The organism is Salinivibrio sp. IB643 (genome assembly GCF_001996105.1).
GTDB lineage: Bacteria > Pseudomonadota > Gammaproteobacteria > Enterobacterales > Vibrionaceae > Salinivibrio > Salinivibrio costicola.
Window position 1 is genome coordinate 48,221 of record NZ_MUFF01000022.1, and the last position, 12,523, is coordinate 60,743.

A 12,523-nucleotide genomic window follows, 5' to 3' on the forward strand; every position below is an offset into this window, starting at 1 on the left:
CCCCGATTAAACCGGAGGCTATTTAATGACGACCATTGCCGTATTTAGCGCGAAATCTTATGACAAGGCCGCCTTTACTCATGTCAACGACGCATTCGCGTACACGTTTGAGTTTCATGATTTCCAACTCACTGACAAAACAGCCAAAATGGCGCAAGGTGCCGAGGTGGTTTGTGCGTTTGTAAACGATGATTTGTCTCGCCCCGTACTTGAAATTCTCGCAAAGGCAGGGACTTCTCTCGTAGCCTTGCGTTGCGCTGGCTACGACCGTGTCGATCTCGACGCAGCTAAATCACTGGGGATCACGGTTGTGCGCGTGCCCGCGTACTCGCCTGAATCGGTCGCCGAGCACACGGTTGGCATGATGATGTGTCTTAATCGTCGTTTCCATAAAGCGTATCAACGTACCCGCGACGCGAACTTTGAGCTCGAGGGTTTAGTCGGCTTCAACTTTCATGGCAAAACAGCGGGGATTATTGGTACAGGAAAAATTGGTATTGCGACCATGCGCATTCTCAACGGCCTAGGGATGCGTCTACTCTGCCACGATCCCTATCAAAACCCACAGGCCCTTGAACTGGGGGCGGAGTATGTTTCAAAAGAAACGCTTTATGCGCAAAGTGATGTGGTTTCTTTACATTGCCCCATGTATAAAGAGAACTACCATTTACTCAGTGCCAACGCATTCAATCAAATGAAAGACGGTGTGATGGTGATAAACACCAGTCGGGGCGAGCTTCTTGATTCTGCCGCGGCCATCGAGGCACTCAAACAAGGCCGAATTGGCTCATTAGGCTTAGATGTCTACGACAATGAGCGCGATCTCTTTTTCCAAGATAAATCGAATGATGTGATTGTGGATGACGTATTTCGTCGGCTTTCAGCCTGCCACAACGTATTGATTACCGGCCACCAGGCTTTCTTAACCAAAGAAGCACTGCACAACATTGCCAAGACCACATTGGCGAACATTCAGATCGTACTAAGTGGTCAGACTTGCCAAAACCAAATTGTCGAAGTGGAAGACAGAAGCGATTAACGCCGATTAAAAAAGGCCTGATCGCTCAGGCCTTTTGTTCTTCAATATCGATTTAGCGGCTGATTACATGGCTTCCATGAAAATTTTAGCGATTTCTTCATGGGTTGCTTGCTTCGGATTGGTAAACCCGCAAGCATCTTTGAGCGCATTTTCCGTCAATACATCAATATCGTCTTGTTTCGCACCTAATTCGTTCAGGCCTGCAGGAATACCGACATCCGTTGACAGCGACTGAATCGCTTGGATTGCGGCTTTCGCACCTTCATCCTCGGTCATGTTATCGGTATTAACGCCCATCGCAGTTGCCACATCGCGTAAACGACCCGCGCAAACTTGCGCGTTATAGCGCTGAACATGGGGGAGCAATACCGCGTTACACACACCATGAGGGAGGTCATAAAACCCGCCGAGCTGATGTGCCATGGCATGCACATAGCCAAGCGACGCATTATTGAATGCCATACCGGCCATAAACTGCGCATAAGCCATTTGTTCACGTGCTTCAATATTCTGTCCGTCAGCCACGGCGGTACGAAGGTGATCTTGAATCAAGGTCATTGCTTTGAGCGCTACGGCATCCGTGATCGGTGTCGCGGCAGTTGACACATACGCTTCAACGGCGTGAGTTAACGCGTCCATTCCGGTCGCCGCGGTTAGTGAAGCTGGCTTCGCGAGCATAAGCTCAGGATCATTCACCGAGATAATTGGGGTGGTATGCTTATCGACAATCGCCATCTTAATATGACGTTCTTCTTCAGTAATAATACAAAAACGCGTCATCTCAGATGCCGTACCAGCCGTTGTATTGATCGCGATCAGTGGCAGTTGAGGTTTCGCCGATTGATCGACACCTTCATAATCACTGATATGGCCGCCGTTCGTGGCAACCAAAGCGATACCTTTCGCACAATCATGCGGCGATCCGCCACCCAAAGAGATCACGCAGTCACATTGATTCGCTTGCAAAAGCTCAAGGCCTTGCGCCACATTGCCGGTTGTTGGGTTAGGCTGAGTACCGTCATACACCACACTGTCAACCTGGCGACTGTCCAGTAACGCCGCGATTTGTTTGACGACACCAATTTCATTCAGCACCTTATCGGTAACAATGAGAGCTTTTTTAAATCCATGCGATTGAATAGCGTCTGCGGCTTCTGAAAGGCATCCGGCCCCCATAAGGTTAACCGCTGGGATAAAGAAAGTGCTCGACATGATCCTTGACTCCTTTTGTAGGGATAACAGAGGTTTTAGCAAAAAGTGCTTTCCTCTTTTGATGCCATTTTGTAACACGCCAATAGTTCGTCACATTTTGATCCAGCGCAATTTGCTAGGCAAGATAAGCAAAATAAAAGACAAAACTGAGAGGTGTGTCCGCCATGAATTCCATTGTGTTTAAAACATCAGCAGAAAATCATTTTTTTGACACTTTCTTGAAGAATAATGTCTAACATGCAATAGAGTAGAGTCATCGCTAACTTGTGATAGAGAGAACACAATGGGAACAAAATATAAACTGACTGCGGTTGCGGTTTTGACTGCCTCACTGGCATTAACAGGCTGTGAATCCATGTCGAATGCCCAAAAAGGTGCGGCCATTGGCGCAATCACCGGTGCGATTGCGGGTAAGTCCACCTCCAACCACAAAGATAAACGCGCATTTATCGGGGCAGCCATTGGCGCGATCGGTGGTGCCGCGGTGGGCAACTATATGGATAAGCAAGAGCAAGCTTTCCGTGAGGAATTGGCAGGCTCCGGGATTCAAGTAGTGCGAGAAGGGGATAACATTCGTTTGATCATGCCATCGAATATTACCTTTGGATTGGATCAAGATGCTATCGCCGCCGACTTCTACCCTACCCTCAATGCGGTTTCCAACGTCATGCGCAAATACGACAAAACCTTTTTAAGCATTGAGGGCCATACCGACAACACAGGGGCGGCCTCATACAACCAAGGCTTGTCTGAGCGACGTGCGATGAGCGTTAAACGCTATCTTGCCAGCCAGTCTATCGACAATGCGCGCCTTTATACCTCTGGATTTGGCGAAACACGTCCACTCGTTGCCAATAACAGTGCATCCAATCGCGCATTGAATCGTCGGGTTGAGATTCAAGTGGTGCCAAACACCCAATAGCGGCGGTGATCAGTCAAGAGTGACACAACACAGTGCGCTTATTGGCAGTAAGCGCACCATAAAGAGGTATTGACTACCAACACTAGAGATTATCGAGATGAGCAAGCAAATAGTCTGCACGCTCAATCATGGCCTCGCGCTGGGCAGCGTCCATTTTATCCCAGTTTCTGTAAGGCATGGCCATTCTTGGATTTTGACTAAAGCGATCGCGATGACGCTGCATAAAATGCCAATAAAGTGCATTCAGTGGACACGCGTTATCCCCCACTTTCTCTTTCACTGAGTAATGACAATCGCCGCAATAATCACTCATGCGATTAATATAAGCGCCACTGGCCGCATAGGGTTTCGTGCCAACCAACCCGTTATCAGCAAATTGCGTCATCCCCCTGGTGTTAGGCATCTCAACCCATTCTATCGCATCAATATAAATTGATAAGTACCAGTCATCGACGGCATCCGGGTTAATACCGGCTAGCAAGCAAAAGTTCCCCGTTACCATGAGTCGTTGAATATGGTGTGCGTAGGCCGTTTGCAATGACTGGGTCACCGCTTGAGACACACAGCGCATTTTGGTTTGCCCATCCCAGAAATAACGCGGGAGTGGTCGATTTGCCTCGAGGACATTTTTCTCTGCATAAGCAGGCATATTTGCCCAATATACGCCACGGATGTACTCCCGCCAGCCTAAAATTTGACGCACAAAGCCTTCGATCTGCGCCAGATTGATGGCATCACTATGTCGGAAATACTCAATCGCGACGGTAATAACCTGCATGGGATGAAGTAACTTTGCATTCAGTGCAAACGACAAACGGCTGTGATAGAGGCTCCATTGGTGATCGCTACGACCCGTCATGGCATCTTGAAACTGACCAAACAGAGGCAAGCAATGACGGCAAAAGTGATCCAACAAGGCTTTCGCCTGTGAACGTGTCACAGGCCAGAGTAGGTCTGGTGCAGGTTCACCGATTGTCGCAACGTTATGCCGTTCGATACGAGCTAAAATATCGCGAACATCGTTACTGAATACTAAGGGAGACGGAATGGCAGCTAAATCGCTTTTTTTGAGCTTGTTACGATTATCTTGATCGTAATTCCAGCGTCCACCTTCTGGCGCATCACCGTCCATCAGGACACCAAACTGGCGACGCATATCCCGATAAAAATACTCCATTTTACGATGTTTATTCGCCGTAAACTGAGTCGCTATATGCTCGTAAGGCAATAAAAAATGCTCTGTATCAACACATTGGATTGCCACTTTATCGGGGAGATTGAGCGCGATGAGTTGCTGCGAAAGCCGATACTCGTCCGGCCGCTGGTACGCAAAGGTGTTTACCTGATAATGTTCACACAAAGCACTTATTAGCGCGGGTAAATCTTGATAGCGTTGAGTGTCATCTAAAGTGAGGTAACAGACATGGTGACCCGCCTGCTCAAGTGCATGGGAAAAGGCCGCCATCGCCGCGAAGAATGCGCTTACCTTTTGGACATGATGCCTGACATAGGTGGCTTCTTGGTTAAGCTCCGCAACCAAATAAAGCACAGAGTCATCGGTCTGTTTAAACCATGAATGGCTCGCATTGAGCTGATCGCCCAGCACCAAGCGCAAAGTTTTATAGTGCGTGCTCTTCACTGGCACCTCGTTGTCATAATAAGTGTTGCAAGAAAAATGTTGAAAAATCATACGCAGCAAACCACATTTTCGATGATTGCCTAGATCAACCAGCTTGAATATCTGCCAAAACGCTCTACATTGGTCCAAACACTAGCCATTATGCCCTACTCTTATGCGCGCACTTCTTGTCAGATTTTGCCTGTTGATCACTCTAATGATAGTTGTCTATCCGACATTGGCAATGAATGAGCCCGCTAGCCAGTTTGTACAAGACCTTCGCTTCCACGGCTACATAGATAATTACGGTAACGTAAAACTGCGGTTTGCGCCGATTACAGCACTCCCTGCAGGGTTCAAAACAAAAGGGTACCTGGATATTGAAGCCAGTGATATTGTACGGCTACCTCGCGGATTAGAGGTGGGCGGGTATTTTAACGCGGCCAATACCGCTTTGAAGCAGCTACCGAGGATGAAAGTCGGTGGCTATATTAACCTGACCAATACACAAATAACGCGTCTGCCCCCTAACCTCGTGGTGCGAGGCGATTTAAGCCTGGTCAATACGCCATTGACAGCGCTCCCTCAGCGTCTATTTGTTGAAGGCAATTTATACCTCACGAACTCACCGATAAACGCTATTCCTGACGATATCTATATCGGCGGCAATCTGTATATTCGCGGTACAAATATTCAAGAAATCAGTCCGGATCTTCGTATCGAAGGACAAGTCCTTCCCGCTCTTACCCAATGATCTGCCAACCATTATTGATCGAATCAGCATGAGAGTCGTACGTTATCCCGAGCCTAGTTTTTAAATTACAGTCTAAAACGGTCCGATATGATTACTTTACATCATTTAGAGCAATCGCGGTCTCAGCGTATTGTTTGGTTACTGGAGTCTTTGGCGGTTCCATATCAGTTGGTTCGCCACCAGCGTGACCCAAAAACCAAACTCGCGCCGCGTGAGTTGAAACAAATACACAGCTTGGGGAAAGCGCCCGTGATCGAAGACGGGGACATTGTGATTGCGGAATCTGGCGCAATTATTGAATATTTGTTAGATACATACGGGGATGGCAGCTTAATACCTGAAACAAAAACAGAGAAGAGCCTCTATCGATACTGGATGCATTATGCCGAAGGCTCTCTGATGCCACCATTGGTGATGTCTCTGATATTCAGTAAAATTCCAGAATCTCCCATGCCATTTTTTATTCGGCCCCTAGCCCGAAAACTGATGGATGGTGTGAAGCAGCAGTTCCTGACGCCGCAGTTACACGACCATTTCGCCATGATAGATAACCATTTAGCGCATCATCAATGGCTCTGTGGGGACCAAATCACAGCGGCCGATATTCAAATGAGTTTTCCATTGTTGGCAGCGCGCCCACAGCTTCATACCGAACATCACGCCAACATTTGTCGCTATCTGGCGCAAGTTGAGCAGCAACCCGGCTACCAGAATGCATTATGCGTGGTCGGCCCCCTAAAAACACTGTAACAAGGACAGTGTTAGAGCTTGTTTTATGCAGGCAGAGTCGACTCTGCTTGCATGATCCAACGCTGATAGCCTGGCAAATCAGCTAACTGTCGATACCAGCGAGATACATTAGGTGGTAAGGTTAAAGACGCCTCATTATGCAAGCTATGGACCAAACTTCCTATCGCAATATCAGCCAATGTTTTGCGATCTGACGCGAGATATTTTTGCTCTGCCAGTACCTCATCGATTCGTTCCAGGTGATAACGACACTGCTCTAGCGCCTTTTCTCGTGATGACATAGCTTGTGAAGACATAGCATGTGGGTGGTCAGAGGCTGAAGAGAATAGCGCCACTTTAATAACGGGTTGGAATGAGGAGAGACACCAGTCCATCCAGCGTTCATAACATGATCGTTGAAACGCACAATCCGGATACCACATTTTATTACCATAACAAGCAACGAGGTAGCGCAATATGGTATGTGATTCCCACACGCTATTTGGGCCGTCTTCTAAAACGGGGGTTTGTTGCATCGGACAACGCTCAGCAATGGCTTGTGCGTCGCGATGGCTATGACGAATATCGACTTCTTCTAGCGCAATACTTAAATCCAGCTCCTCAATCAACCACATCACTTTCTGAACATTAATTGACAGAGGATGTCCATACACTTTCATTTTACTCTCCTTGTAACAATCAGAAGCAGTTCCTTGCCTTGATTTTATTTTATTTAAGCTCGATGTTTGAGGCTCGCATAATCCAACGAGCTTAGCAAGTCATCGTGTTTCTATGCTAAAAGCATGACAACTTAGCCATAAAAACACCGGCAAGACCAACGATCATGCTGCTTTAATCACTTAAACCCCTATTTAGTGCTACTCGCGAGGTGTCACCTTTTATTGCTGTTACCAACGCTCATCATATTTCTTTCATCTAGGTTTTATTTCATCAGCAATTAGGGTTAATCTATTGATTGTTAAGATTTATTAACAAATTACTCAACCAAGGAAGGCTTATGAAAATTAAGATACTCGCCAGCGCCATGGCGTTAGCATTATGCAGTTCAGCGTTTGCCGCCCAAGTGCCAGAGAATGTCACCCTCGATAATGATCAGACCCTCATTTGGGGCGTCGCCGGTGAAGTACCAACATTAGACCCGACCAAATCCAGCGATACCGCCAGCAATAAAATTATCTCCGATTTATTTGAGGGGTTAATGATTCGCAACCCAGAAGGCGAGGTTGTGCCCGGCCTGGCGAAAGACTGGGAAATCAGTGACGATGGACTTAAATATACGTTTCATCTACGTGATGCGAAATGGTCAGACGGTGAGCCTATAACGGCCGACGACGTTATCTTTACCTTACGACGCGTCGTCGATCCTGTTACGGGTGCGCCTTATGCTTGGTATTTAGGGACCGCCAATATTCAGAACGCAAAAGCGATCACTGACGGCGAAAAGCCAGCAGAGCAACTCGGAGTTAAAGCCATTGACGATCACACGGTTGAGTTTACCCTGGAACGTCGTACGCCTTACTTCCCCAATATGCTGACTCACTCATCAACGTATCCAGTACCACAACATGCGCTTGAAGCGTTTGGTGACAGCTGGACTCGCCCCAACAATATGGTGAACTCGGGTGCCTACAATCTCACTAACTGGGTCATTAATGAGCGCATTGATCTTGAGCGAAATCCGCTTTATTGGAACGACAAAGAAACAGTGATTAATAAGACTTCGTATGTTGCATCAAGTAATGTCAATGCTGAATATAACCGTTATCGTACCGGCGAGATCGATATAACCTCGAGCTTCCCTTTGGAAGCGTATGATCAAATCAAAAAAGAACGCCCTAATGAATTGGTCACCATGCCGTCTTTGGCAACCTATTATTACTTATTTAATACCGAAAAGGCCCCTTTTGACGATGTCAGAGTGCGCAAAGCCTTGTCTTATGCCATTGATAGAAACATCATCACCGATATTATTCTCGGCCAAGGCCAAATTCCTGCGTATGGCGCTACCCCACCAGCGATTAACCACTTTGAGGCACCCAAGCTTGAATGGGCGGAAATGAGTCAGGATGCGCGCTATCAAAAAGCCAAATCCTTATTGGCGGAAGCCGGGTTTACGCAAGACAATCCACTGGAGTTTGAACTGGTTTACAACACCATGGAGTCACACAAAAAACTGGCACTGGCAGTAACCTCGATGTGGAAGCGTCATCTCCCGGTTGATGTCAACTTGGCCAACCAAGAGTGGAAAACCTTTTTACAAAAAGTGCTGCAAAAAGATTTTGATGTCGCCCGAGACGGTTGGATTGGTGACTATAACGAAGCATCGACGTTCTTGAGCTATTTCAGTAGTGACGGTATGAATAAAACCAGTTGGGGGAATAAAGATTATGATCACGCGCTGGATCAGGCTTTGACGGTCGTCGACCCGGAAAAACGCAACGATTACTATCAAGAAGCCGAGCGTATTTTTGCTCGCGACATGCCAGCCATTCCGCTGTACTTCTACACACGTAGTGTGATTAAAAGCCCTAAAGTAGGCGGTTATAACGTTGAGAACCCGAATGAATTGCGGTACACACGTAATCTATACATAACGCAAAACTAATGACAAAAAGTGCAAACGCCACGCTACCTAGCGTGGCGTTTGACAATACGTGACAAAATCCAAAAAAAAACGCCAGTCTTTCGACTAGCGCTTTCTCTAAATTTGGCTCCCCCAACTGGACTCGAACCAGTGACATACGGATTAACAGTCCGCCGTTCTACCAACTGAACTATGGGGGAATTGTCTTTTGCGACAACGAGCGAGATGATAGGCAATCCATTATCTCGGTGCAACCCTTTTTTCGGAAAATCCCGTCAATGCGAAGCTGATCGGCTAAAAAGAGAGCATTTGTCAGTCAAACGTGGATAGATAGCACCAATCTGCCTAACCTTATTAGTAAATGGATCAATAATTAGGGGGCAGCATGCAAGGAGAAAACCACGCACTCGTTTTTGATTTCCCGGAGCATCGCGATCGTATCCACCACCTTAAGCAATATGACCCCGCGTTTCAGCTCGATGCGCAACGCTATCATCAACTCGATCACCATATTCGTGGTTTAGAGATGAACCAAATCCCCACCAGCGACGACATCTTTACTGCCATGAAACGACAGCGCGCGCACCTCAAAGACCGCTTGTACGAAAAACTACGCACACATTAATGGGAGGTGAGCAATGCGTTTGTCGCATTCACTGTGCTTGGTCGTTCTGTTTCTTGGGACAATAGGGGCTGCAGAGGCAAAAACCATCAACACGGAGGCGGTGAGCCTTCGTGTCGAAACACTGAAATCCGGCTTTTCTCATCCATGGGGGATTACTGAGCTTCCGGATGGCGTTCTACTGATTACCGAGCGTGACGGCAAGCTTAAACGGCTGACACCCAATGGGCTGGTCGTCTCCATTTTAGGCACCCCAAAAAACGTGTTTCAAGAGGGGCAAGGGGGCCTATTAGATATCGCCTTGGCACCTGATTTTGCGACCAACCAGCGTTTATATCTTTCCTATGCCGCCATCGACGAGCGAGGACAAGCCGGTACTGAGGTTATAATGGCCACACTGTCTAAAGATGTACTCATTGACAGTCGTGTTATTTTTAAAGCCTCTCCCAAACGCAGTGGCGGGCGCCATTTTGGCAGTCGTTTATTGGTCACTTCTGAGCACCTATATATCACGCTCGGCGATCGTGGCCATCGCGATCGCGCGCAATTTGCCGACGATCATCTGGGCACACTCGTGCGTCTTAATCTTGATGGTACAGTGCCGAAGAGTAATCCCTTCCTACAGGCGGGTGACAAACGTGCGGAGGTGTTTAGCTTCGGGCACCGAAATATCCAAGGCATCGCCCTCGATAATAAAGGCACACGTATTTGGGCACATGAGCACGGTCCCCAAGGTGGTGACGAACTCAACGTTATTCTCGCCGGTGAAAACTATGGCTGGCCGACTATAACATATGGCGTTAACTATGGACTGGGCACACAAATCGGAGAGGGGACATCAAAACCAGGGATGCGCCAACCGGTTTATTATTGGGATCCGTCAATTGCACCGTCAGGCATGATCATGGTTGACAGTGATCGCTTCCCAATGTGGCAAGGCAACCTGCTGCTTGGCTCTTTAAAATTTGGGTTACTGGTCAGGTTAGTATTGGAAGATGGCAAAGTGATTCATGAGGAGCGGATGCTTGATGGCGAGTTTGGTCGTATTCGTGATGTTATCCAAGCAAACGATGGCAGTATATTGTTACTGACAGACAGAAGTAACGGGAGTTTATTGAAACTGACGCCTTCCCCTTAAAACTATGCTCGTACTTGTTTTAGGTGGCCGTATCAGGACGATACGATAGGGTTTTAACGCTGCCGAGGCAATATCTTATCTCGGCAGCTATTGGAGGCCTAAGGTTAAATCACGCCCAGCTCACGTAGACGTTCCATTAAGTAGCTTTTCGCAGTGTGGCGAGAAGACAACACTACTTCTGGTTTGGGATGCAAAAACAGTGGTAAGGAAATACGTGCCTTAGTTTTATCCGCCCCCTCAGGGTTTATCACGCGATGGGTGGTTGATGGAAAATAGCCGCCCGATGCCTCTTGCAGCATATCACCAATATTGACAATCAAATTGCCAAAATCACACGGTACATCCAACCAACTACCATCTTTGGCTTTCACCTGCAGGCCCGGCTCATTCGCCGCCGGAAGGATAGTGAGCAAGTTAATATCCTCGTGCGCGGCGGCCCGGATTGCACCTAGCTCTTCATCACCGTTTAACGGCGGATAATGTAATACGCGCAGTAACGTCTGTTCGCTCCCCGCAATCATACTCGACAGTGGTTGTGAGTAGTGCTCACTGACGCTGACAGGCGATTGACGCTCAACCCAAGACAACAAGGTTTCAGCTAAACTGGTCGCTTGTTGATAATAAGATTGCAGGTTATCACGTCGCGCTTCAGGACACTGCCCCCAAGGGTAATAATGAAAGAACTCCTTTAGATCACGCTTGGTATGGCCTTTTGCCGTTTCCGCAATTTTAGCGGGGAAAAAGCCATCTTGCGTGTCTGACTTAAAGGTGAAATCGTGCTTTTCCTCGGTGTTAAAAAAGCCTTCCCACTCTTGGTAAATATCAGCGACTCGCTGCTGTTGTAGCGGGTGGTTTTTAAGAACGCCAAAGCCTGTTTCACGTAAAGATTCAACAAATGCTTGCTCCGCATTCGGTGCTTGGAAGTCAATAGCTTGCAGTATCATAGGGTACTCGTAATCGTTTGCTTTTTATCGTGAGGTTGTCGCATGCATAGTCTAACAGCGCGATCGAGAGGCACAACGCGATTCTGTACTCAGGTGGAAACACTTTATTTCCATACAGGAACAATATGTTAACGATGAGCAAACGTGTTTGGCGTGTTACACTCTGGCTTTATTGAACGCATGGAGGTTATATGGGCGTTATTCGTTGGATCCTTGGAAAAATTATTCTCGTTGTCGAGGCCTTAACCAAACCTAAGTCTCCCAAGTTAAGTGCCGAACAAACACAAGCACTTGAGCGGTTGTCAGAACAATTCACGCTCTATCAATTTGCTGCATGCCCGTTTTGTGTCAAAGTTCGTCAAGCGAGTCGCAAACTAGGGCTACCTTTGGCGGTCAAAGATGCCAAACGTGATATGGCCGCACGGCAAGCGCTTGAGCAAGGTGGTGGCCGTATTAAAGTGCCCTGTTTGCGTATCGAAGATGATGCTGGAGACACGCGTTGGATGTACGAATCGGATGACATTATCGCGTATTTAAATCAGCAAACAGCCCCCATCATCAACAAGATTTAGCCAATCGTTTAGAGGGGGCTTTTTTGGTGACAACGCCCCTGCTTGCCTTTACGCCTCAATGCAATAACAACGCTTGCATTGAGGTTATTCAACCGCCCGCGCCATCGCTTGGGCAGTCTCTCTTTAAATACTCCCTAAGATCGCAAATGCCATTGTGCTAATCGCTCCCACGACCATAACGTAAGGACATTGCGTACGATTAACCTCCTATCGCGGCACCAACTTAAACGCCAACGGGATAAAAATCAGCATAATAAGTCGTTAAATTGCTAAATATAAGTCACTTTTGCCAAAATAAAGCATAATTACATGATAGCACTCGCATAAAAAACTTTAACAGAATTATATTCTATTACGTTCCATATAAT

General features: G+C 47.3%; 12 protein-coding genes and 1 tRNA gene. 8 read left to right on the plus strand and 5 right to left on the minus strand.

Features of this window, described 5'->3' with window-relative positions; translation table 11 throughout:
• The first annotated feature begins 25 nt into the window (after positions 1-25).
• On the plus strand, positions 26-1,039 hold the full coding sequence (locus tag BZG77_RS10490) for a 2-hydroxyacid dehydrogenase (protein ID WP_077647204.1): 1,014 nt from the start codon (positions 26-28) through the stop codon (positions 1,037-1,039).
• Positions 1,040-1,102: 63 nt separating this feature from the next.
• Here BZG77_RS10490 and yiaY read toward each other — a convergent pair whose 3' ends face one another.
• Complete coding sequence (gene yiaY / locus BZG77_RS10495) at positions 1,103-2,251, minus strand: L-threonine dehydrogenase (RefSeq protein WP_077647205.1); 1,149 nt, start codon at positions 2,249-2,251, stop codon at positions 1,103-1,105.
• Between the two features lie 283 nt (positions 2,252-2,534).
• Here yiaY and BZG77_RS10500 point away from each other — a divergent pair, with 283 nt between their 5' ends.
• Positions 2,535-3,173: an OmpA family protein gene (locus BZG77_RS10500; protein ID WP_025744343.1), complete on the plus strand. Its 639-nt coding sequence runs from the start codon at positions 2,535-2,537 to the stop codon at positions 3,171-3,173.
• An 82-nt stretch (positions 3,174-3,255) separates the two neighbouring features.
• Here BZG77_RS10500 and BZG77_RS10505 read toward each other — a convergent pair whose 3' ends face one another.
• Positions 3,256-4,812 carry a cryptochrome/photolyase family protein gene (locus BZG77_RS10505; RefSeq protein ID WP_241844143.1) on the minus strand — a complete coding sequence of 519 codons (1,557 nt, stop codon included), beginning with the start codon at positions 4,810-4,812 and terminating at the stop codon, positions 3,256-3,258.
• A gap of 196 nt (positions 4,813-5,008) precedes the next feature.
• Here BZG77_RS10505 and BZG77_RS10510 point away from each other — a divergent pair, with 196 nt between their 5' ends.
• Together BZG77_RS10510 and BZG77_RS10515 are read left to right on the plus strand one after the other, a co-directional pair.
• Positions 5,009-5,545, plus strand: coding sequence for a hypothetical protein (locus tag BZG77_RS10510; RefSeq protein WP_077460883.1), 537 nt, complete (start codon positions 5,009-5,011; stop codon positions 5,543-5,545).
• Positions 5,546-5,632: 87 nt separating this feature from the next.
• Entirely contained in the window at positions 5,633-6,295 is a 663-nt protein-coding gene (locus tag BZG77_RS10515; RefSeq protein WP_077647208.1) for a glutathione S-transferase, read from the plus strand.
• 23 nt (positions 6,296-6,318) lie between these two features.
• On the opposite strand, the gene BZG77_RS10520 is transcribed toward BZG77_RS10515, so the two are convergent.
• Complete coding sequence (locus tag BZG77_RS10520) at positions 6,319-6,954, minus strand: glutathione S-transferase family protein (protein WP_077647209.1); 636 nt, start codon at positions 6,952-6,954, stop codon at positions 6,319-6,321.
• Positions 6,955-7,292: 338 nt separating this feature from the next.
• On the opposite strand from BZG77_RS10520, the gene BZG77_RS10525 reads away from it, so the two are divergent.
• On the plus strand, positions 7,293-8,900 hold the full coding sequence (locus tag BZG77_RS10525) for a peptide ABC transporter substrate-binding protein (protein ID WP_077647210.1): 1,608 nt from the start codon (positions 7,293-7,295) through the stop codon (positions 8,898-8,900).
• 103 nt (positions 8,901-9,003) lie between these two features.
• Here BZG77_RS10525 and BZG77_RS10530 read toward each other — a convergent pair.
• Positions 9,004-9,079 (minus strand) — tRNA-Asn (locus BZG77_RS10530).
• A 185-nt stretch (positions 9,080-9,264) separates the two neighbouring features.
• Here BZG77_RS10530 and BZG77_RS10535 point away from each other — a divergent pair.
• Both BZG77_RS10535 and BZG77_RS10540 read left to right on the plus strand, forming a co-directional pair.
• On the plus strand, positions 9,265-9,504 hold the full coding sequence (locus BZG77_RS10535) for a YdcH family protein (protein ID WP_025744348.1): 240 nt from the start codon (positions 9,265-9,267) through the stop codon (positions 9,502-9,504).
• A gap of 13 nt (positions 9,505-9,517) precedes the next feature.
• Entirely contained in the window at positions 9,518-10,639 is a 1,122-nt protein-coding gene (locus BZG77_RS10540) for a PQQ-dependent sugar dehydrogenase (protein ID WP_077647211.1), read from the plus strand.
• A 104-nt stretch (positions 10,640-10,743) separates the two neighbouring features.
• Here BZG77_RS10540 and BZG77_RS10545 read toward each other — a convergent pair whose 3' ends face one another.
• On the minus strand, positions 10,744-11,583 hold the full coding sequence (locus tag BZG77_RS10545; RefSeq protein WP_077647212.1) for a 2OG-Fe(II) oxygenase family protein: 840 nt from the start codon (positions 11,581-11,583) through the stop codon (positions 10,744-10,746).
• 191 nt (positions 11,584-11,774) lie between these two features.
• Here BZG77_RS10545 and BZG77_RS10550 point away from each other — a divergent pair, with 191 nt between their 5' ends.
• Positions 11,775-12,155, plus strand: coding sequence for a glutaredoxin family protein (locus BZG77_RS10550; RefSeq protein WP_025744879.1), 381 nt, complete (start codon positions 11,775-11,777; stop codon positions 12,153-12,155).
• The last annotated feature ends 368 nt before the right edge of the window (positions 12,156-12,523 follow it).

Excerpts from the sequence above, each read along its gene's own strand:
- BZG77_RS10490 (WP_077647204.1), top strand. The coding sequence starts at position 26 with ATGACGACCATTGCCGTATTTAGCGCGAAATCTTATGACAAGGCCGCC.
- yiaY (WP_077647205.1), bottom strand. The coding sequence starts at position 2,251 with ATGTCGAGCACTTTCTTTATCCCAGCGGTTAACCTTATGGGGGCCGGA.
- BZG77_RS10500 (WP_025744343.1), top strand. The coding sequence starts at position 2,535 with ATGGGAACAAAATATAAACTGACTGCGGTTGCGGTTTTGACTGCCTCA.
- BZG77_RS10510 (WP_077460883.1), top strand. The coding sequence starts at position 5,009 with ATGATAGTTGTCTATCCGACATTGGCAATGAATGAGCCCGCTAGCCAG.
- BZG77_RS10515 (WP_077647208.1), top strand. The coding sequence starts at position 5,633 with ATGATTACTTTACATCATTTAGAGCAATCGCGGTCTCAGCGTATTGTT.
- BZG77_RS10520 (WP_077647209.1), bottom strand. The coding sequence starts at position 6,954 with ATGAAAGTGTATGGACATCCTCTGTCAATTAATGTTCAGAAAGTGATG.
- BZG77_RS10525 (WP_077647210.1), top strand. The coding sequence starts at position 7,293 with ATGAAAATTAAGATACTCGCCAGCGCCATGGCGTTAGCATTATGCAGT.
- BZG77_RS10535 (WP_025744348.1), top strand. The coding sequence starts at position 9,265 with ATGCAAGGAGAAAACCACGCACTCGTTTTTGATTTCCCGGAGCATCGC.
- BZG77_RS10540 (WP_077647211.1), top strand. The coding sequence starts at position 9,518 with ATGCGTTTGTCGCATTCACTGTGCTTGGTCGTTCTGTTTCTTGGGACA.
- BZG77_RS10545 (WP_077647212.1), bottom strand. The coding sequence starts at position 11,583 with ATGATACTGCAAGCTATTGACTTCCAAGCACCGAATGCGGAGCAAGCA.
- BZG77_RS10550 (WP_025744879.1), top strand. The coding sequence starts at position 11,775 with ATGGGCGTTATTCGTTGGATCCTTGGAAAAATTATTCTCGTTGTCGAG.